This is a genomic window from Sphingomonas sp. RB1R13 (assembly GCF_036663775.1).
GTDB lineage: Bacteria > Pseudomonadota > Alphaproteobacteria > Sphingomonadales > Sphingomonadaceae > Sphingomicrobium.
In genome coordinates this window covers 598,856-618,604 of sequence record NZ_JAXOJM010000002.1, presented here as the reverse complement: position 1 = coordinate 618,604, position 19,749 = coordinate 598,856, and the positions used below count along the sequence as shown (strand labels likewise).

The window sequence follows — 19,749 nt, the reverse complement described above, 5'->3', positions numbered from 1 at the left end:
ATCGCTGGTAGGACCGGACGGGGAGCCGCCCGTCGTGCTCGTTCGTCCCATTTCGGAGTAATTATTTACGGTCCGTTCGGCGCTACCTCCTTATTCGGGCGATCGGAGACCAATATGTCAGACGAGAAATTGATGGACGAGCCCGGCCGTATCCTTGCGTTGAAGCGGTACGGCGTACTCGACAGCGGACGAGAACAGAACTTCGACGCCATTACGTCGCTTGTGTGTTCGGTGCTTGACGTGCCGATCTGCGCGGTGTCCCTGGTGGACGAAGAGCGCCAATGGTTCAAATCGATCGCGGGCCTCGACGTCTCGGAGACTCCGCGCGAACAAGCCTTTTGCGACCACACGATCAGAGCGCGCGGCGTGATGCAAGTGGACGACGCAACGGCGGACGCCCGCTTCGCTGGCAACGAGTTGGTGACCAGCGATCCGCTTATCCGCAGTTATGTCGGCGCGCCGCTCGTCACGCCCGATGGCTATCAATTAGGGGCGCTGTGCGCGATCGATCGCAAGCCGCGCTCGTTCGACGCCAGCCAGCGAGCGCTGCTCGAACGCTTTTCGGGCCTGGTTGTCGAACAGCTTGAACTGCGCACACTGGCGCATCAGGATTTTCTTACGAACGCACTAACTCGTCGGGCTTTTTGCGAGCGCGCGCGCGCTGCGCTTGGCCAGCATGCTCGCGACAGATCGCCGGCCGCGTTGCTGACCTTCGACGTCGATCATTTCAAGGCAGTCAACGATCGCTTTGGCCACGGCACCGGCGATCAAGTTCTCAAGGGCATCGCCGATGCCTGTCGCGCCGCACTACGCCCGGGCGATTTATTCGGACGTCTCGGAGGCGAAGAATTCGCAGTGCTATTGCCAGACACCGAGGCTGGACCGGCGCGGGCCTGCGCCGAGCGCCTCCGCGCTGCGATTCAGCTTAATCCCGCGCTGGGCTGTCCTGTGGTCAGCGCAAGCTTCGGCATGGCGATGGCCACTGACGAGAGCGTTGATCAATGGCTCGTTGCCGCCGATGAAGCGCTCTATGAGGCCAAGCGCGGAGGACGTAATCGATGCGTAGTCGCTGAACGGGAACGCCGGGCCGCGTGAGTTGCTGACGCTTGTTCCGCTTCTGGAGGGACGTCCCCCACCAGCGCAGGCCAGCGCTGGCGCCAGGCGCGATACCAGTCGCCAAGTGCCTCGGGCGCAAGCGGGGTCGCAATCAGATAGCCCTGCGCAACGTCGCAGCCGAGCTCGCGCAGAAGAAGCAGCTGCTCTTCGGTCTCGACCCCCTCCGCAGTGGCGGTCAGGCCGAGCCCGTGTGCCAGGTCGATCATCGTCTTGACGATCAGCCGGCTGTCGGCGCTGGCGATCATGTCGGTCAGGAAAAATCGGTCAATCTTGAGCTCGGTGAAGGGCAGCTGGCGCAATTGCATCAGCGTCGAATAACCCGTCCCGAAATCGTCGATCGCAAGCCCGATGCCCTTGATCCGAAACCGAGTCAGCGTGTCCATCAACTTGATCAGCGGCTGGGTCGCCCCCTCGGTCAGTTCGAGGACCAGCCGTTCGGTCGGCACCTCGAGCGCGCGGCACAGTCGTTCGACCAAGTCAGGAAAATCGAGCTGATCGAGGCTTACCGCCGAAATGTTAAACGCCAGGCAGATGTCGATCCCCGCGGCGTGCCATTCGCGCCACTGGCGAAGCGCACAACGCAGCCCCCACTGGGTCAGCGGATCGATCAGCCCATTGCGCTCGGCCAACGGCACGAAGCGCGACGGCGGTACGCTGCCAAGCACCGGATCATCCCACCGGACCAGCGCCTCGACCCGCTTGAGCTTTCCGTCGGTGAGGCTGATCTTGGGCTGGTAGGCAAGATGGAGCCGATTATTGATCAAGGCCCTCTCGAAGCCGTCGAGCATCCCTATGTCGGCCGCGGCGATCATGACACGAGCTGGGGCCGCAACGCGTTTAATATGTCGGCGATGTCATCGAGCCGAGTCGGCTTCTCGAGCGGCCCCACCATCTGCAGCCCGAGTGCCTCGCCCAGGCGGAAGGCGCTTTCAAGCACGCGGCGGTCAAACCCGCTGATGATCAGGACAGGAAAAGCGAAGCGCTCATCAGCCAGGAAGCGGAGCAGTTCGACCCCATCCATCCCCGGCATGCCAAGGTCGAGGGCCACCATTTGCGGGCGTTCGGCGACAAGCCGAGCCTTGAAATCCTGGTCGTCGATGGCGACCAGGGGCTTGTAACCGCTCAGTCGCGCGGCCTCGGCGAGGTAGGCGGCAAGCGCCGGCTCATCGTCGATCAACAATAATTTTGGCGTCGCGCGTCGTGTCATTCGGTCCTCACGATCGAAAGATACGCGCACAGCGGCCTGCAGGGCCAGCGGAAAGGCAACATGTTCTTAACGCTCGTGCTGGTAGAAGTAGCCGTTCAGGCGAACAATTGTGAGGTATCATGTTCGGCGCACTCATCCGTCGCAAGCCAGCTCGCTCCTTTGGACAGGATGAAGCTGCGTTCGATTCGACCACTTTCTCGCTGACCACGGCGGTCCCGCGCCCGATCGAGCGACGCGATAACGATCGCATGCCGGCTTTGCTACGCGTGGCCAAGCTGATCGGCGAGGACGGCGAGCAGCTTATACGGGTCCGCAACATGTCGGCTGGCGGGCTGTCGGCCGAACATGGCCAGCGACTGACCGTCGGCGACATCTGTTCGCTCGAGATCGGGACCCAGAAAATCCCCTCCACCGTGGTGTGGAAGCGCGAAGGCATGTGCGGACTGAAGTTCGACCAGAGTGTCGATCTTGGTGAGCTCCTTGCTGGCCGCAAGCCGCGTCATGGATTCCGCCCGCGCCCGCCGCGGCTTGAGGTTAAGTGCAAGGCCAGTCTTCGCCTCGGCAAGACCTATTATACCGTCGACGTCCACGATCTTTCCCTCGGCGGGATCAAGGTCGAGCCGATTGAGGAATATTGCCTCGGCAAGGAAGTCGTCGTGATCGTCGAAAGCCTTCGCCCGGTGAAGGGCGAAGTGCGCTGGTTCTCGGATCGCCGCGCCGGGATTGTGTTCGACGAGCCGTTGAAGTTCGAGGAACTCGCCGAATGGATGGGCAAGCGGCTCGAAATGGCATCGCTGAAAGCCAGCATCAAGCGCGATTAGCGGAGCACGGGTTCCGCTGGCGATTTGCCAGGCGGGGCGCTAGCCTTGCACCGACGACGTCGGGGGTGAGGCGATGACAATTTCTCGGGACGATGCCCCGCCTGCGATCCGCGCGGTTGCGGCCAGCGAGCTCAGTGGCCGGTCGATGCGCTATTTCGACTTCATGATGGTCGCGTTCGTCGTTATCCTGCTGCTGTCGAACGTCATCGGCGCGGGCAAACGGGCAGTAATTGACCTGCCGTTCATCGGACCGTGGCCGTTCGGGGCGGGGATCCTGTTCTTCCCGTTGAGCTATTTGCTTGGCGACGTGCTGACCGAAGTCTATGGCTACGGTCGCGCCCGACGCTGCATCTGGGCGGGCTTTGCGGCGATGCTGTTCATGGTCGCGATGAGCCTGATCGTCGTCGCGCTTCCGCCCGACGCCGGCTGGACCGGGCAGGGCGCGTACGAACAGGTTTTCGGCCAGGTCCCGCGAATCGTGTTTGCGTCGATCTGCGCCTTTTGGATCGGCGAGTTCGCCAATTCTGTGGTGCTGGCGCGGATGAAGATCTGGACCCGGGGCCGGATGCTGTGGACGCGGACGATCGGATCGACCGTGGTCGGCGAAGGGCTCGACAGCCTGATCTTCTATCCGCTCGCCTTCTGGGGCGTGGCGGGGTGGCCGGCGGGGACGCTGGGCAAGATCATGGCGACCCAGTTCGTGCTCAAGGTGGGTTGGGAAGTGGTGCTGACCCCCGTCACCTACGCCATCGTCGGCTGGCTGAAGCGCAAGGAAGGGATCGACGTCTTTGACGAGGGCACCAACCTTTCGCCATTCACCTTGCGGACCTGATCGCCGACCCCATATCGGCCTTTAAGGAGACTGTAATGACTGACGAAACCGCGATCCTCGCCGGGGGCTGCTTCTGGTGCACCGAAGCGATTTTTCTGGACCTCTACGGAGTGAAGTCGGTCGAGAGTGGCTACATCGGCGGCGACGTCATCGCGCCAACCTACAAGCAGGTGTGCGGCGGCGATACCGGCCATGCCGAGGCGGTGAAGATCGTGTTCGATCCAGCCGAACTGAGCTTTGGCGATCTGGCCGACGTGTTTTTCGCGACTCATGATCCGACGACGCTCAATCGTCAGGGCAACGACGTCGGCACCCAATATCGGTCGGCGATCTTTCCGCAGTCTGACGCGCAGTTGGCCGAGGCGAAGGCGGCCATTGCCCGCGCCAACGAGGTTCATGGCGGCAAGGTGGTGACCGTGATCGAGCCCAATGCGACTTGGTATCCGGCTGAGGATTATCACCAGAATTACTGGGACGGCGAGGGGCAGCGAAACCCCTATTGCCTGGCGACGATCCCGCCCAAGCTAGCGAAATTGCGGAAAAGCCAGGCGAAATTGAAGAGCAATGCCTAGCGCGGCGCGGCGGCTCGTTTAAGGCGGTCGCGGATGGCGGCGGCGAGGCCTTCCCCCGGGATCGGTGCGACGGCGATCTTCGGGTGCGGGGCGGCGTCTGCCTTGTGAAGCAAGTCGAACAGGCGCGCGGCAGCTTCGACCAGGTCACCGGTCGGGCTTAGGGAATCGTCCCCCGGGATGGCGCCGAAGCCGATGTGATATTCGCTGGGGTCGGCTTCCGTCGCGTCGAGGCGGAGGGGTTTGCCGGGCGCATAATGGCTTTCCAGCTGGCCCGGCGCCTCGATCCCGCGCATGTCCTCGGCGGCGTCGATCTCGATCGGGCCGCGGCGGAGCAGGCGGAGCGGGCCACCAGTCGCGGCAACGATGGTGCTTTCCAGCCCGCGCACGCAGGGCCCGCCGTCGATGATGAGCGCGATGCGGGCGCCGAGGCTGGCGGTGACATGCTCCGCGCGGGTGGCGCTGATCTTGCCGCTGGCGTTGGCGGAAGGGGCGGCGAGGGGTTTGCCGGTTGCGGCGAGAAGTGCCTGCATCGCCGGGTGCGCGGGGACGCGCAGTGCAATCGTCGGCAGGCCGGCGGTGACGATGGCGGCGATCCCGCTGTCGGCACGGTGGGGGACGACCAGGGTCAGCGGGCCGGGCCAATGGGCCTTCGCGAGCGCCAGGGCCGCGTCATCAAATTCTCCGATGAGCTTAGCGGCGGCGAGGTCCGCGACGTGGACGATCAGCGGATTGAAGCCGGGGCGGCCCTTGGCTTCGTAAATCCGCGCCACCGCCGCCGCATTGGTCGCGTCGGCGGCGAGGCCATAGACGGTCTCGGTCGGCATTGCGACGGGTTGGCCACTCGCGACGAGGCGCGCGGCCTCGGCAATGGCGGCGTCAGATGCCGGGAGAATGGCTGGCGCCGGGGGGAGGATGGCTGGCGGGGACACAAGCTCGCGGCTATAGCCCGCGCCACGATAATCCAAGGAAAACCCGCATGAGTTTCGCCTGCCCGGTCCGCGACCAGCGCCTTGTTCTCGACCATGTCGTGCGGATCGGCGAGCTTGCCGCTACGGCACGCTTTGCCGACGCGACGTCGGATACGGTCGACGCGGTGCTCGAAGGGGCGGCGCAGTTTGCCGAAGGCGAGTTCGCGCCGCTCGATCGAATCGGCGATACCGTCGGGGCCAAGTGGAGCACCGAGGGGGTGACCATGCCCGCGGGGTTTCACGCGGCTTATGCGGCGTTTGTGGAAGGCGGGTGGATGACGCTGGCTGCACCCACTGAGGCGGGCGGGCAGGGGCTGCCACTGGCGCTGTCGGCGGCCTTGATGGAAGATCTGAACGCGGCGAACATCGGCTTTGCGCTGTGCCCGATGCTCAGCATGGGGGCGATCGAGGCGCTGGAGGCGCACGGCTCGGCGCAGCAAAAGGCGGATTATCTGCCAAAAATCGTCAGCGGCGAGTGGCCCGCGACGATGAACCTGACCGAACCCCAGGCCGGCAGCGACGTCGGGGCGCTCAAGACGCGGGCTGAGCCTGCGGCCGATGGGTCGTGGAAGATCAGCGGGACCAAGATCTACATCACTTTCGGCGACCATGATTTGGCCGAGAATATTATTCATCTGGTCTTGGCGCGGACGCCGGGATCGCCTGAAGGGACGAAGGGGATTTCGCTATTCCTGGTGCCTAAGATATTGCCCGATGGCAGCGTCAACGACCTGCGCTGCGTGTCGATCGAGCATAAGCTGGGGATCCACGCCTCGCCGACGGCGGTGATGAGCTTCGGCGATCATGGCGGCGCAACCGGCTGGCTGATCGGCGACGAGCGCGCGGGGATGAAGGCGATGTTCACGATGATGAACAATGCCCGGCTCAACGTCGCGCTTCAGGGCGTGGGGATCGGTGAGCGGGCGACCCAGCGCGCGGTGGCCTATGCGCTCGACCGGCGGCAGTTGGGACGCGCGATTGCCGACCATCCCGACGTCCGGCGGATGCTGGTGCGGATGCGTGCGTTGACCAGCGGCGCGCGGGCACTGACCTATTATGCATTCGGCGAGCTTGACCGGAATCTGGCGGGGGATGCGGCGGCGGGCCTTCGCGCCGAAGTGCTGACCCCGCTGGCCAAGGCGTGGGCTACCGATGTCGGCTGCGAAGTCGCCAGCCTCGGCGTTCAGGTCCATGGCGGGATGGGGTTTATCGAGGAAACGGGGGCCGCCCAGCATTTGCGCGACGCCCGGATCGCGCCGATTTACGAAGGCACCAACGGCATTCAGGCGGCCGACCTGGTGGGGCGCAAGCTGGGGCTGGACGGCGGTTCGGCCTATGATGCGCTGCTGGCCGATATTCGCAGCGAGGTGAGCGATGCGCGGTTGATCGCGCTGGTCGAGGCGGTCGAGCGGATCGCGGCGACGATGCGGGCGTCGGGAGCCGAGGACCGGCTGGCGGGAAGCTATCCGTTTTTGACAATGAACGCCGTGGTGGTCGCGGGCTGGTTGCTGGAGCGAATCGCGCGGGCGACTGCGGGAGAAGACGTGTTCGAGCAACGCACGCGCAGCACCGCAGCCTATTTCATCGAGGCAATCGTGCCCGAAGCGCTGGGGCTGGCGGCGGCGGCAGGGGGCGGGGCATCGACGCTCTACGCCGTGGCCGCGGAAGCGCTGGGCTAAACCTCGGCAACGAGGTCGGCGGGTTCGATGCCGAGGCGCTTCATGCGCTCGGCGATCTGCGGCCAGTCGGACTTGATGAACTGTTCGCGCTCGCTTTCGCGGAGCCGGGCGCGGGCGCCGGGGGCTACAAACATGCCGATCCCGCGCCGGACGAGCACCAGCCCTTCGTCCTGAAACCCTTGATAGGCCTTGGCGACGGTCAGAGGGTTGGCGCCTTCCTCGGCCGCGAGCGCGCGCACCGACGGAAGCGAGTCACCATCGCTGAAGCGCCCGGTGAGGATCGCGTCGGTAATGACTTCGCGAAGGCGGATGTAGACCGGTTTGTCGGGAGCGGAACGGAGCGTCATGCTGTGCTAATACAGCACGGCGCGCCAAGTCGCAAGCTCAGCCTTTGTCGCCGCCGGTCCAGATGCTGACGATGCGGCCCATGTCGGGGCGGGGCCGTTCCTCGAGCGGACGCCCCGGCGAGCCGAGGAAGAAGAAGCCCGCGATTCGTTGGCCGGGCTCGCAAAAAGCGGCGCGAACGATTTCGCTATAGGTCGGCCACCCAGTGATCCAGCCACCGACGAAGCCCAAAGCGTGGGTTGCGGTGAGCAGGTTCATGGCAACGGCGCCCGACGACAGTTCCTGTTCCCACAAGGGGATCTTGTGCCCGACCACCGGGGCCGAGACGAGAACGACGAGCGCCGGCGCCTGGGTAGCGAATTCGATTGCAGCGTCGCGCTTGGCGGCGAGGCAGTCGGGATCTTCGACCGCCAGTGCATCGAGCAGCAACCGCCCAAGCGCATCGCGGTGGTCGGCGGGGACGACGACCATCCGCCATGGGAAAAGCTTGCCATGATCGGGGGTGCGCGCGGCGATGGCGAGGATGGTGTCGAGCTCGACGGCATCGGGCCCGGGCGCCACCATTTCGCGCGGCTTGCCCGATCGGCGGGTGGCGAGCAGGGCGAGGGTCGAAGAGCGGTCGTTGAGCATGGCCAATGCTCCTATCGTCTTGAACGCCCGACAACAAATACTTCACAAGGTCGTTTCAATCGTTACGGTACGCGCCAATTGGGCAAGCCGTCGACGATAAGCGGCGCCTACCATGAGGAGCGTGCGAGTGACCCCTGAAACCATAATCCCGCTGATCGCGGGTGTATTCCTGCTGTTCCTGCTTGGCGGGGGGGCGATGGTTGCAGCGTCGAAGGAGCCCGAGTTCCTGGGTCATCCCAAGGGCCTCTACATGCTGTTCTTCGCCGAAATGTGGGAGCGTTTCTCCTATTACGGCATGCGCGCGCTGCTGATTTTCTACCTGACCAAGCACTGGCTGTTCGATGACGGCAAGTCGAACCTCATCTACGGCGCCTATGGCAGCCTGGTCTACATCACCCCGTTGCTCGGCGGCTATCTGGCCGACCGCTACCTTGGCCAGCGCAAGGCGGTCATGTTCGGCGCGGTGCTGCTGACAATAGGCCACTTCATGATGGCGTTCGAGGGCAGCGGCGGGCAGTCCGACCCGACGATCAACATCTTCTGGCTGGCGCTGTCGTTCATCATTGTCGGATCGGGCTTCCTCAAGGCCAATATCTCGGTGATGGTGGGGCAGCTTTACCCGCTGACCGATCCGCGTCGCGACGGCGCCTACACCATTTTCTACATGGGGGTGAACGTCGGCGCCGCGATCGGGACGATCTTCGCGGGCTATCTGGGCGAGACCTATGGCTGGAAATACGGCTTTGGCTCGGCCGGGGTCGGCATGCTGCTTGGGTTGGTCGTGTTCATCCTCGGCAAGAAGACGCTCAACGGCGCCGGCGAAGCGCCGGTTGCGCTGTCGGGCAACAAGCAGGGGCTGATCTACGGCATTTCGGTTGCCTCGATTGGGGTGATCTGGGCGCTGATCCAATATCAGTCGGTGATCCAGAATCTGCTGATCATCTCGGGCGTCCTTCTGCTGCTCTATGTGCTTTACGAGGCGTTCAAGCTCGAGCCGCATGCCCGCGACCGGATTTTCGCAATCCTGTTCCTGATCGCGCTCAACCCCATTTTCTGGGGATTGTTCGAGCAGGGCGGCGGATCGCTCAACCTCTACACCGATCGCTTCGTCGACCGGTCGGGGGTTCCGGCGTCGCTGTTCCAGTCGATCAACCCGATTTACATCATCCTGCTGGCGCCGCTGTTCGCATGGCTGTGGACGATGCTCGGCAAGAAGGGGCTGGAGCCGTCGGCCCCGGCCAAGTTCGGCCTCGCCTTGCTCCAGGTCGGCGCCGCCTTCCTGGTGTTCGTGCTCGGCGCACATTCGGTCGGACCAGCGGCAATGACCCCGGTGGTGTTCGTGTTCCTGATCTATCTGCTGCAGACCACGGGCGAGCTATGCCTGTCGCCCGTGGGACTAAGCGCGATGAACCGGCTCGCGCCGCGCTTCATGGCCAGCCTGATCATGGGGGCCTGGTTCTACATGACCGCGGTCGGTCAGTTCGTCGCTGGAAAGATCGGCGAGGCGACCGGCGGCGAGGGCGGCGAAATGAGCAAGGAAGGTACGCTCTCGATCTACAATCAGATCGGCTGGATTACCGTCGCGATCGGGGTCGCCGTGCTGCTGGTGTCGCCGCTCGTGAAAAAGCTGATGCACCTCGACACGCTCAAGGACAGTGAGCTCGCCGGGCAGTCCCAACTTGCCGAACCGCAGGCGGCGGGGATCGACACCACGGGCGAGAGCAAGGCGTAATGCCCACAGTGGAGCTTCCCCAGTGACGCCACTCTTCGCCCTGACACTGGCTGGGATCACGTTCGTCGGCACGCATTTTGCCATGTCCCATCCGCTGCGCGCGGCCATGGTCGCTCGACTGGGCGAGGGCGGTTTTGCCATCCTTTACTCGCTCGTCAGCCTGGTCGCCTTCGCGTCGATGGCGTTCGCCTTTTCGCGGGCTCACGCCGACGCGAGCTATCGCTGGAACGTGGGCGATGCGGGGTGGGTCGTCGGCAGCCTGTTGATGTGGGCCGGATCGATTTTGTTCGTCGGGTCGCTTCGCCGCAACCCGGCCTTTCCCACGGCGGGCCGAACGGTCGAGCGGATCGGTCCCGCGACTGGCGTGTTCGCCATCACGCGCCATCCGATGATGTGGGGCTTCGCGGCCTGGTCGATGACCCATGCGCTAGTTGCCCCGACAGCTGCGAACCTGATCCTGTCGTCGGCTATCGCGATCCTCGCGCTTGGTGGTGCGGCGGGCCAGGACGTCAAGAAGGCGCGCCTTATCGGTGAAGCATGGCGCGACTGGCAAGCCCGGACCAGCTTCGTCCCCTTCGGTCGCGGCCTTGCCTCGCCCGGCGCCTTTGCACTGATCGGCGGGACGCTGCTGTTCCTGCTGGCGACCTATGCCCATGGCGCGATCGGCGCAGGCCCTTGGCGTTGGCTGGCATGAGCCGCTAAGGCGGCCCCATGACCCGCAAATTCTTCGGCACCGACGGTATCCGTGGGCTAACCAACACCCCCCCGATGACCGCCGAAACGGCGCTCAAGGTGGGGCAGGCCGCGGGCGCGCATTTCCTGCGCGGCGACCACCGCCATCGGGTGGTCATCGGCAAGGACACCCGCCTGTCGGGCTACATGATGGAATCGGCGCTGGTCGCCGGGTTCAACAGCGTGGGGATGGACGTCGTGCTGGTCGGGCCGATGCCGACCCCGGCGGTGGCGATGCTGACACGGTCGATGCGGGCCGACCTTGGCGTCATGATCTCGGCCAGTCACAACAAATTTTTCGACAATGGCATCAAGCTGTTCGGCCCCGATGGTTACAAGCTGTCGGATAAAGACGAGCTGGCGATCGAGGCGCGGCTCGAGCAGATCCCGATCCTGGTTGCGCCCGACAAGATCGGCCGCGCCAAGCGGATCGACGACGCCCGCGGCCGCTATGTCCATTTCGCGAAATCGACTTTTCCCGACCGATTGCGGCTCGACGGGCTCAAGGTGGTGCTCGATTGTGCAAATGGCGCGGCTTATTCGGTCGCGCCCGAAGCGCTGTGGGAGCTTGGCGCCAACGTTATCCCGCTCGGCATCCACCCCGACGGGATCAACATCAACGACGGTTGCGGATCGACCGAGCCGATGCTGCTGCGTGAAACGGTAGTCGCCTCAGGCGCACATATCGGGCTCGCGCTTGACGGTGATGCCGACCGGCTGATCGTGGTCGACGAAAAGGGCGAGATTGTCGACGGCGACCAGCTGATGGCGCTGATCGCGCTCGAACTGCACCGCCATGGCAAGCTTAAGGGCAACGCCGTGGTCGCGACGGTCATGTCCAACCTCGGGCTCGAGCGGCGGCTGGCGCAGGACGGGATCACACTCGAACGGACCCAGGTCGGCGACCGCTATGTGCTTGAGGCGATGCGCGCGCGCGGGCGGAACCTTGGCGGCGAGCAGTCGGGGCACATCATCCTGTCCGATCATTCGACCACCGGCGACGGGCTTGTCGCGGGGCTGCAAGTGCTGGCCGCCTTGATCGATCACCAGAAGCCGGCGAGCGAGCTGCTTCACCTGTTCGAACCGGTCCCGCAGCTGTTGAAGAACGTCCGCTTCGCTAGTGGCCAGCCGCTGGAAGCTGCCGCGGTCAAGGTCGCGATCGCCGATGCCGAGCACCAACTTGAAGGCCGCGGCCGCCTCGTCATCCGCAAGTCGGGCACCGAACCCCTCATCCGCGTGATGGCCGAAGGCGACGACCTGGCGATGGTCGAAACGCTGGTCGACGGCATCTGCGATGCGGTGCGGGAAGCGGCGGGGTAGTCGCTTGTCCGCTTCCGACCCGTTGCGGACATTTCATTATTCGAACATCGTCAGCAGATGGCCGATCCATTTCGAACTCTTGCTCTTCGGGGGAACATCGTGAGGGCAGCCGCTCTCGCCCTTGTGGCTGCGTTTCTATTTGCAGTTTGGCTTCTCCCGTTTGGCACTGTCTTTACCGATGGACGAGTCGTGAAGGCAGAAGTGCTGCGTCTCGGAATGCACCCGGTGGGGGGCGTCGCTGGAGGCGATCTGCCGATACTCGCTGTGCGGCTCCCCGATGGTTCAGTCCGCGATGTGGAAGCCACGTGGGCAGACGTGAATGACTGCAAGCCCGGCCGTTGGATTTCCCTTCTCCAGCACGGCATTGCCGTGCAAATCGGTCAGCCCGGATGCAAGACTAGGGACTGAGCGAATGTCTGCTTCCCACCACAATTCACCATCACGAAACTTCTGTCCTACAGGGCCATAACCTGTCTAGGCTCCCGGCCATGCGGCAAAACCATTCGTGCCTTGCCTGACGCCGCCAACCGGGCCCTTTACCAATTTCTAACCGCCGGACGGCCATCGTGAGGGACTAGTGTGAACTTCGTGAACTTCCGACGCGGATCGAGGGCCAAATGCTAGAAATGCGCCCCGACTGCGAACGCTGCGGCGCCGACCTTCCGGCCAGTGCCCCCGGCGCATTCATCTGCTCGTTCGAGTGCAGCTTTTGCGCGCCCTGTGCCGAAGCGCTCGATGACCGTTGCCCCAATTGCAAGGGGGAGCTGACCGATCGGCCAACGCGCTCGAAGGCCAATCTGGCAAAGCACCCCGCTTCGACCGAGCGGAAATTCGCGTCGTGAAGACCGCACGCATTCTTGTCATCGCCGGATCGGATTCAGGCGGCGGTGCGGGCATTCAGGCCGACATCAAGACGATCACCATGCTCGGCGGCCACGCAATGACCGCGATCACCGCCGTCACGGCGCAGAACACCCTCGGCGTCAGCGCGGTTCACCCCGTTCCGACCGAGATGGTGCTCGCCCAGATTGACGCCGTCATTGTCGACATCGGCGTCGATGCGGTCAAGATCGGGATGATCGGCAGCGCCTTCACCGCGACCCAGGTGGCGCTGCGGCTCGCCAGCCTCGACGTGCCGATCGTGTTCGACCCGGTGATGGTCGCGACCAGCGGCGCCGCGTTGGCCGACGAGGCGACGATCGCGGCGTTCGGCCTGCTGATGGACCTCGCGACGCTGGCAACCCCCAACCTGCCCGAGCTGGCGCGGCTGACGGGCGAGGAGGATCCGATCGCGGCGGGGCTGGCTCTGGTCTCGCGCCATGGCTGCGCGGTGCTGGTCAAGGGCGGGCATGAGGAAGGCGATGCGCTTGCCGATGCGCTGATCGAGGAGGATAATCTCACCAGCTGGCAGGGTCAGCGGATCGCAACGAACAGCACCCATGGCACCGGTTGCACGCTGGCCAGCGCAATCGCCTTTCATTTGGGGTGCGGCGACCGCCTGGCAAGGGCGGTCGAACAGGCGCGGCACTTCGTCCGCATGGCGCTCCACGAGGCGCCGGGACTGGGGCAGGGGCAGGGTCCGCTTGGCCAGCAGTCGGTCAGGCTCGATACCAGCAGCGGGTGCGGCCCCTTGCCACGGCTCAATCAGGTGACCGTGACGGGCAAGGATTATGCCGCAATGGTCGCCTTCTACCGCGCCATCGGCCTCATCCAGATTGTCGATGCGCCGACCAATAATTACGCCCGCTTCCAAACCGGCGGCGGCGCCACCTTCTCGGTCCAGATCGACCCTGAGGAAGCGACATCCGAATCGACCGCAGTCTATTTCGAATGCGACGATCTCGATCAGCGGGTCGAACGACTGGCGCGAGCTGGAATGGCGTTCGAGCATGGCCCGCGCGATCAGCCATGGATGTGGCGCGAGGCACGGCTGCGCGATCCGGCGGGAAATACGGTGTTCCTCTACAAGGCAGGCGAGGCACGCCGCTTCCCGCCGTGGCGGATGGACGACGAATGAGCTTCGCCACTTATTTTGAATGGGAAATACGCCAAGGCGGGGAAGCCGCGTTCACCGCTGCCTGGGAAGTAGCAACGCGCGTTTTGCTTACCCGGGACTCTCATGGCTCGGCCCTGTTCCGCACCGATGCCGGAAATTTTGCCGCGCTGGCGCGATGGCCTGACAGGGCGACTCGCGACGCGGCCTTCGCAGAGGCAACTTTTCCCAGCGAGGCCATGTCAATGGGCCGCGAGATCGTCCGCACCATTCACCGCATCGATCTTGAAGGCATCCTCGATTTGTGGATCTGCACGCCGTCATGAAGCGACCCTGTTTCAAGATCGAGCGCGAATTTGCCCAGCCGCTTGCGGGGGTCGATGAAGCGGGGTGCGCGCCGCTTGCCGGGCCGGTCGTGGCGGCTGCCGTCGTGCTCGATCGCGACCATTTTCCGCGCGGGATCGACGACAGCAAGAAGCTCGACCTTGCTTCGCGCGAGGCGATCTTCGGCCGTTTGCAGAAGGTCGCCCGGATCGGGGTCGGGATTGCTTCGGTCGAGGAAATCGACAGCATCAACATCTTCTGGGCGCGGATGCTGGCGATGCAGCGCGCCGTCGAAGCGCTCGGATTCGAACCGGCGTTCGTCCTGGTCGACGGCAACCGCCTGCCGGGGTGGGAGCGAACGGACGCGAAAGCAATCGTCGCCGGTGACACCAAATGCCGCTCGATCGCCGCCGCCTCGATTGTCGCCAAAGTCACGCGAGACCGGATCATGCTCGATCATAGCCGGACGTATCCGGGCTATGGCTGGGAGACTAATCGCGGTTATCCGACCCCGCATCATTGCCGCGCGCTGATCGAATTGGGCTGCACGCCGCTCCATCGGCGCAGCTTCAACTTGGTTCGCGAGCGGCTGGCGATGGGGCGGCAGCACGAAATGGAGCTGGCGAGTCCTTTGGGTCACACTACCACCGGTTGAGTCCTCTTGGACTGCCATGACTCCATATGTTGTGCCGGCAAGGCGCTGGACTCGCTTCGTTCCTGTCGCCGAAGAGAGACTATTAACTGCTCTTTGCTTGACCGCGAGTCCGCGCTGACTCAACCTGCAGGTCAAGCAGGGGGACCGCATGAATTTGATCGCGCCACTTAAGGAGAAGCAGGGCCGTGCGCGGCCCACGGCGAAACGGCCCGCGCTCAAGCTGGCACCGCCGGCGCTGCCGCTCGACAGCGTCATCCAGGCCGATTGCATCACCGCCATGGCAGGGCTGCCCGACAAGTCGGTAGACATGATCTTCGCCGATCCGCCCTATAATCTCCAGCTTGGCGGCGACCTGTTCCGCCCCGAGGGCGGCAGGGTCGATGCGGTCGACGACGAGTGGGACAAGTTCGCCAGCCTCGCAGTCTATGACGAGTTCACTCGCAAATGGCTGGCCGAGGCGCGGCGCATCCTGAAGGACGACGGCACCATTTGGGTGATCGGGTCCTATCACAATATCTACCGCGTCGGATCGCTGCTGCAGGACGCCGACTACTGGATCCTCAACGACGTGGTGTGGCGCAAAACCAACCCGATGCCCAACTTCCGCGGCACCCGCTTCACCAACGCCCACGAAACCCTGATCTGGTGCGCGAAGTCTGAGGGGGCGCGGTATACGTTCAACTATACGATGATGAAGTCCCTTAATGACGACATCCAGATGCGGTCGGACTGGCTATTCCCGATCTGCTCTGGCGGAGAGCGGGAGAAGGGGGAGGACGGGCATAAAGCGCATCCGACACAGAAGCCCGAGGCGCTATTGTACCGCATCCTTCTAGCATGCACCAAGCCGGGCGATGTCGTGCTAGACCCGTTTTTCGGCACGGGAACGACGGGCGCGGTGGCGAAAAGGCTTGGGCGGCGGTGGATCGGGATCGAGCGTGAAAGCAAATATGTCGAGGTGGCGCGGCGTCGGATCGCGGCGAGCCTGCCGCTCGACGAAAGCGCGATGACGGTTATGGCGGAGAAACGATCGGCGCCACGGGTGGCGTTCGGGGTGCTGGTCGAAAGCGGGCTGGTTGCGCCGGGATCGGTGCTGAACGATGCCAAGCGCCGCTGGTCGGCGACGGTGCGCGCCGACGGATCGATCGAGTGCCAAGGCACGGTCGGGTCGATCCACAAGGTCGGGGCGAGCCTGCAGGGCGCGCCGTCGTGCAATGGCTGGACCTTCTGGCACATCGAGCGCGGCGGCACGCTGGCCGAGATCGACACGCTTCGGCAGGAGCATCTCGCCGCCTTGTCCTGACCAGCCGCCGCCGCTAGTCGCTCGCCAACTCCTTTTCCGGCGGGCGACATCATGGCTGCGTTCAAGACCCTCGACGATCTTCCCTCCGACCTGACCGGCAAGCGCGTGCTGGTCCGCGTCGACCTCAACGTGCCGATGAACGAGGGTGCGGTGGCCGACGACACGCGGTTGCGATCATTGGTGCCGACGGTAGCCGAGCTAAGCGACAAGGGCGCGATCGTGCTGCTGCTGTCGCATATGGGGCGGCCCAAGGGACATGTCCGTCCCGACATGTCGACCGCGCTGGTGGTTCGTCCGCTTCATCTCATTACCGGACGCCCGGTGCGGTTTATCGAGGATTGCCAGGGACCCGAGGCCGAGCGGGCGATCGGGACGATGATGGCGGGCTCGATCGGCGTGCTGGAAAACACCCGCTTTCACCTTGGCGAGGAGGCCAACGACCCTGCGCTGGCGAGGGCGATGGCGGCGCTGGCGGACTATTATGTCGACGATGCTTTCTCCGCCGCTCACCGGGCCCATGCCTCGACCGAGGGGGTGACGCACTTTCTTCCGTCGTTCGCCGGGCGGGCGATGGAAGCCGAGCTGACCGCGCTGGAGAAGGCGCTGGGCAACCCCGAACGGCCGGTCGCGGCGGTGGTTGGCGGGGCGAAGGTGTCGTCGAAGTTGGCGGTGCTGGGGCATCTGGTCAGCAAGGTCGATCATTTGATCATCGGCGGCGGGATGGCCAATACCTTTCTTGCGGCCCGGGGCGTCGATGTCGGCAAATCATTGTGCGAGCATGATCTGGTCGGCGAGGCGGAGGCGATCTTTGCCAAGGCCGAGGCGGCGAATTGCACCGTCCATTTGCCCTACGACGTTGTCGTGGCGAAGGAATTTGTAGCCAATCCGTCGAGTTTGCGAACCATTAATGTGCATGAAGTAGCGCCCAACGAGATGATCCTCGATATCGGCCCGGCGGCGGTCGAGGCGTTGTCGGATGTGCTCAAGAATTGCCGGACTTTGGTCTGGAACGGCCCCCTTGGCGCGTTCGAAACTCCGCCGTTCGATGCCGCGACGGTGGCGCTTGCCCGGACTGCGGCGGCGCTGACGCAGGATGGCAGCCTGATCTCGGTCGCGGGCGGTGGAGATACCGTCGCTGCACTCAACCTTGCGGGCGTCGTGCCCGACTTCACCTTCGTCTCGACGGCGGGCGGGGCGTTCCTGGAATGGATGGAAGGGCGCGAGTTGCCCGGGGTTGCCGCTCTGCAGCGCTGACTTTTCGCCGTTGCTGTCAGTTCCTGGTTGATGCGGTCTGGACTGAAACGGGTTCACGAAGCAGCGGGACTAGCAGTCTATTGAGGTCGTCCAGCGAAAATGCGCCCGCTGCAAAGTAACGCACGACTCCGGCGCGATCGATGATGATGTTGGTCGGCACGGCGTCGGCCTCTGCATAGGGACCGCGCACGCGCTTGACCGGTTCGATCGCCATGACCGAGAACAGGTTGGTCATCGCCGAGAGGGGCACGCTGTCCTCGGTTGTGACGGCGAATATCCGCAGCCCAAACCGCCGCTGGGCCCGGTAATAAGCGTCGATCGTCGGCAATTCGGCGCGGCACGGCACGCACCACGTTGCCCAGAAGTTGAGCACGACGACTTGCCCTCGAAGCGAAGACAAGGTCACCTTTTGGCCATTGACAAGGTTGAGCGTCGCATCGGGGGCGAGCTTTCCGACCTTGACCTTGGTAGCGGCCGCGGGCTGCGCGAGGAGCAACATCGAAAAGCCGATCGCGGTGATTATTCGTTTCAAGCGAAGTCCCCTATTTTCAGCAGCTTCATGGCAAATGGAAGGTGCGTCAAGCTTTCACTCCCCCATTCTTGTCTGCCACCCCCGGGCTCGCTAGAGCCTGCCGCATACGTATGCAGGTTTGCCTGAAGGGGCCCCAATGACCGTTGATACCAATGCCGACCGTCTGGAAATGCTCGCCCAGATCGAAAAGGGGGACGGCTTCATCGCTGCGCTCGACCAGTCGGGCGGGTCGACCCCGGGGGCGCTCAAGGGCTATGGCATCGGCGAAGATCGCTTTTCGAACGACGAGGAAATGTTCGGGCTGATCCACGCTATGCGCGAGCGGGTAATGACCTCGCCCTGCTTCATCGGCGAGAAGGTGATTGGCGCGATCCTCTTCGAGCGGACGATGGACGGGATGGCGGGGGGCAAGCCGGTGCCCGAGCTGCTGTGGGAGCGCGGCGTGGTGCCCTTCCTCAAGGTCGACAAGGGACTTGAGGACGAGGTCGACGGGGTCAAGCTGATGAAGCCGATCGGCGGTCTTGGCGAGTTGCTCGAACGGGCAAAGGCCAGGGGTGTGTTCGGGACCAAGATGCGATCGGTGATCGAGCGCGCGAGCCCGACCGGCATTGCCGCCATCGTCGAGCAGCAGTTCGCTGTCGCCGCCGAGATCAACCGCCATGGGTTGATGCCGATCATCGAGCCCGAAGTGTCGATCAAGAGCCCCGAGCGGGCCGAGTGCGACCGTATCCTGCGCGATGAGTTGCTGAAAGCGCTCGACGCCGTTCCGCAGGGCGAGCGGGTGATGCTCAAGCTGACCATTCCCGCCAACTTTGGACTGTTCGATCCGTTGGTCGAGCATCGCGCGGTGCTCAAGCTGGTCGCACTGTCGGGCGGGTATAGTCGCGAAGAAGCGTGCCGCGAGCTGGCCAGGAACAAGGGCATGATCGCCAGCTTCAGCCGCGCGCTGCTGTCCGACCTCAAGGACCAGATGAGCGACGACGAGTTCAACGCCTCGCTGGGCGGCGCGATCAGGGACATACACGCGGCATCGACGGTCAAGGCTTGAGGCGAAATGTCGCGCTGGGCGGGCGTTCTGGACAAGGTAGACAGTGTCGCGCGAACCGTCGCCGACACTGGAAGTGCACAGCGCTTTGACCCTTGCCGCCCCGTTTTGGACACGCTGGACAGTGTGGCGCAAATGTCGGGCGAGCGTGATCGTTCGTGCCTGATGGACACAATGGTGGGAGCGGGACGAGTCGAGGGTCGCATGGCATCGGCCTTGCTCCCGCAAGGCTGCTGTAGGACAGGAAAATCGACGTCGTGGTCGAGGATGCCTAGCGCATTGCCGCATAATCGAAGGTGAAGCGGTTCGCCGGGGGATTGCCTTGCGCGCCTGCCAGTCGGCCCGGTTCCCCGGCGACCAATGTCACCTGCCCGGCGCCAATGGTAAGCGGCGTGCCGAGAGTTATGTTGGTCAGCATTTGCTCGCGTCCGCCGTGGAAGGTCACGCAGGTTTTGATGACCAGCCGCCCGGCCCAGATGCAGCGCGCATTGATCGGACAGCGGCTATCCTCGACCAGCGCGATCGGCTGGATCAGCAGCGGGCCGACGTTGGCGGTTTGCCCATAGCTGGCGGTCGCGGTCCCGGTGGTCGTCGGCGCCTTTGGCGGCAAGGTCGCACAAGCGCCAAGCGCAAGGGCAGCGAACAAAGGCAGGGGGGTTCTCATTGGACGAACGCTGCCGCTTCGCTAA

Annotated in this window: 22 protein-coding genes; 15 read left to right on the top strand and 7 right to left on the bottom strand. The window is 64.2% G+C overall.

Going from position 1 to position 19,749, the window contains the following annotated elements; all coding sequences use genetic code 11:
* The first annotated feature begins 114 nt into the window (after nucleotides 1-114).
* Entirely contained in the window at nucleotides 115-1,095 is a 981-nt protein-coding gene (locus U1700_RS09215) for a sensor domain-containing diguanylate cyclase (RefSeq protein ID WP_332752126.1), read from the top strand.
* Here U1700_RS09215 and U1700_RS09210 read toward each other — a convergent pair.
* The gene (locus U1700_RS09210) at nucleotides 1,029-1,928 is read right to left on the bottom strand and encodes an EAL domain-containing protein (protein WP_332752124.1); all 900 of its coding nucleotides are present in this window, start codon (nucleotides 1,926-1,928) and stop codon (nucleotides 1,029-1,031) included. The two genes, U1700_RS09215 and U1700_RS09210, sit on opposite strands and share 67 nt — an antisense overlap.
* A complete protein-coding gene (locus U1700_RS09205) occupies nucleotides 1,925-2,293 on the bottom strand; it encodes a response regulator (RefSeq protein ID WP_332752122.1) in 369 nt (122 codons plus the stop codon). The genes U1700_RS09210 and U1700_RS09205 overlap by 4 nt, the downstream gene beginning before the upstream one ends.
* A gap of 149 nt (nucleotides 2,294-2,442) precedes the next feature.
* On the opposite strand from U1700_RS09205, the gene U1700_RS09200 reads away from it, so the two are divergent.
* From U1700_RS09200 to msrA, 3 genes are all read left to right on the top strand, one after another.
* Nucleotides 2,443-3,144 carry a PilZ domain-containing protein gene (locus U1700_RS09200; RefSeq protein WP_332752120.1) on the top strand — a complete coding sequence of 234 codons (702 nt, stop codon included), beginning with the start codon at nucleotides 2,443-2,445 and terminating at the stop codon, nucleotides 3,142-3,144.
* A 73-nt stretch (nucleotides 3,145-3,217) separates the two neighbouring features.
* Complete coding sequence (locus U1700_RS09195; protein ID WP_332752118.1) at nucleotides 3,218-3,976, top strand: queuosine precursor transporter; 759 nt, start codon at nucleotides 3,218-3,220, stop codon at nucleotides 3,974-3,976.
* Between the two features lie 35 nt (nucleotides 3,977-4,011).
* The gene (gene msrA, locus U1700_RS09190; protein WP_332752116.1) at nucleotides 4,012-4,548 is read left to right on the top strand and encodes a peptide-methionine (S)-S-oxide reductase MsrA; all 537 of its coding nucleotides are present in this window, start codon (nucleotides 4,012-4,014) and stop codon (nucleotides 4,546-4,548) included.
* On the opposite strand, the gene U1700_RS09185 is transcribed toward msrA, so the two are convergent.
* Nucleotides 4,545-5,462, bottom strand: a complete 918-nt coding sequence (locus U1700_RS09185; RefSeq protein ID WP_332752299.1) for an L-threonylcarbamoyladenylate synthase — start codon at nucleotides 5,460-5,462, stop codon at nucleotides 4,545-4,547. The two genes, msrA and U1700_RS09185, sit on opposite strands and share 4 nt — an antisense overlap.
* Before the next feature lie 62 nt (nucleotides 5,463-5,524).
* On the opposite strand from U1700_RS09185, the gene U1700_RS09180 reads away from it, so the two are divergent.
* Nucleotides 5,525-7,195 (top strand): acyl-CoA dehydrogenase, encoded by a 1,671-nt coding sequence (locus tag U1700_RS09180; protein ID WP_332752114.1) that lies wholly within the window; start codon nucleotides 5,525-5,527, stop codon nucleotides 7,193-7,195.
* Here U1700_RS09180 and U1700_RS09175 read toward each other — a convergent pair.
* Together U1700_RS09175 and U1700_RS09170 are read right to left on the bottom strand one after the other, a co-directional pair.
* Complete coding sequence (locus U1700_RS09175) at nucleotides 7,192-7,542, bottom strand: GntR family transcriptional regulator (protein WP_332752112.1); 351 nt, start codon at nucleotides 7,540-7,542, stop codon at nucleotides 7,192-7,194. The genes U1700_RS09180 and U1700_RS09175 overlap by 4 nt on opposite strands.
* Before the next feature lie 37 nt (nucleotides 7,543-7,579).
* Nucleotides 7,580-8,170, bottom strand: a complete 591-nt coding sequence (locus U1700_RS09170; protein WP_332752110.1) for a nitroreductase family protein — start codon at nucleotides 8,168-8,170, stop codon at nucleotides 7,580-7,582.
* A gap of 196 nt (nucleotides 8,171-8,366) precedes the next feature.
* Here U1700_RS09170 and U1700_RS09165 point away from each other — a divergent pair, with 196 nt between their 5' ends.
* The 9 genes from U1700_RS09165 to U1700_RS09125 all read left to right on the top strand — a co-directional run bounded on the left by U1700_RS09165 (nucleotide 8,367) and on the right by U1700_RS09125 (nucleotide 17,483).
* Nucleotides 8,367-9,902 (top strand): peptide MFS transporter, encoded by a 1,536-nt coding sequence (locus U1700_RS09165; protein WP_332752297.1) that lies wholly within the window; start codon nucleotides 8,367-8,369, stop codon nucleotides 9,900-9,902.
* Nucleotides 9,903-9,924: 22 nt separating this feature from the next.
* Nucleotides 9,925-10,596, top strand: a complete 672-nt coding sequence (locus U1700_RS09160) for an NnrU family protein (RefSeq protein WP_332752109.1) — start codon at nucleotides 9,925-9,927, stop codon at nucleotides 10,594-10,596.
* Between the two features lie 17 nt (nucleotides 10,597-10,613).
* The gene (gene glmM / locus U1700_RS09155) at nucleotides 10,614-11,954 is read left to right on the top strand and encodes a phosphoglucosamine mutase (RefSeq protein ID WP_332752107.1); all 1,341 of its coding nucleotides are present in this window, start codon (nucleotides 10,614-10,616) and stop codon (nucleotides 11,952-11,954) included.
* A 617-nt stretch (nucleotides 11,955-12,571) separates the two neighbouring features.
* Entirely contained in the window at nucleotides 12,572-12,796 is a 225-nt protein-coding gene (locus U1700_RS09150; RefSeq protein ID WP_332752105.1) for a DUF1272 domain-containing protein, read from the top strand.
* Nucleotides 12,793-13,971, top strand: coding sequence for a bifunctional hydroxymethylpyrimidine kinase/phosphomethylpyrimidine kinase (gene thiD, locus U1700_RS09145; RefSeq protein WP_332752103.1), 1,179 nt, complete (start codon nucleotides 12,793-12,795; stop codon nucleotides 13,969-13,971). Before U1700_RS09150 ends, thiD begins: the two co-directional genes overlap by 4 nt.
* On the top strand, nucleotides 13,968-14,273 hold the full coding sequence (locus tag U1700_RS09140) for a hypothetical protein (RefSeq protein ID WP_332752102.1): 306 nt from the start codon (nucleotides 13,968-13,970) through the stop codon (nucleotides 14,271-14,273). Before thiD ends, U1700_RS09140 begins: the two co-directional genes overlap by 4 nt.
* On the top strand, nucleotides 14,270-14,926 hold the full coding sequence (locus U1700_RS09135) for a ribonuclease HII (RefSeq protein ID WP_332752101.1): 657 nt from the start codon (nucleotides 14,270-14,272) through the stop codon (nucleotides 14,924-14,926). The genes U1700_RS09140 and U1700_RS09135 overlap by 4 nt, the downstream gene beginning before the upstream one ends.
* A 148-nt stretch (nucleotides 14,927-15,074) precedes the next feature.
* Nucleotides 15,075-16,229 (top strand): site-specific DNA-methyltransferase, encoded by a 1,155-nt coding sequence (locus U1700_RS09130; protein ID WP_332752099.1) that lies wholly within the window; start codon nucleotides 15,075-15,077, stop codon nucleotides 16,227-16,229.
* A 51-nt stretch (nucleotides 16,230-16,280) separates the two neighbouring features.
* Nucleotides 16,281-17,483, top strand: a complete 1,203-nt coding sequence (locus U1700_RS09125) for a phosphoglycerate kinase (protein ID WP_332752097.1) — start codon at nucleotides 16,281-16,283, stop codon at nucleotides 17,481-17,483.
* A 16-nt stretch (nucleotides 17,484-17,499) separates the two neighbouring features.
* Here the strand turns inward: U1700_RS09125 and U1700_RS09120 are convergent, their stop codons facing one another.
* Entirely contained in the window at nucleotides 17,500-18,015 is a 516-nt protein-coding gene (locus tag U1700_RS09120; protein WP_443025915.1) for a TlpA family protein disulfide reductase, read from the bottom strand.
* 169 nt (nucleotides 18,016-18,184) lie between these two features.
* Between U1700_RS09120 and U1700_RS09115 the strand changes: the two genes are divergently transcribed.
* Nucleotides 18,185-19,063, top strand: coding sequence for a fructose bisphosphate aldolase (locus tag U1700_RS09115; protein ID WP_332752293.1), 879 nt, complete (start codon nucleotides 18,185-18,187; stop codon nucleotides 19,061-19,063).
* 268 nt (nucleotides 19,064-19,331) lie between these two features.
* On the opposite strand, the gene U1700_RS09110 is transcribed toward U1700_RS09115, so the two are convergent.
* A complete protein-coding gene (locus U1700_RS09110; RefSeq protein ID WP_332752095.1) occupies nucleotides 19,332-19,724 on the bottom strand; it encodes a hypothetical protein in 393 nt (130 codons plus the stop codon).
* Nucleotides 19,725-19,749: the final 25 nt, after the last annotated feature.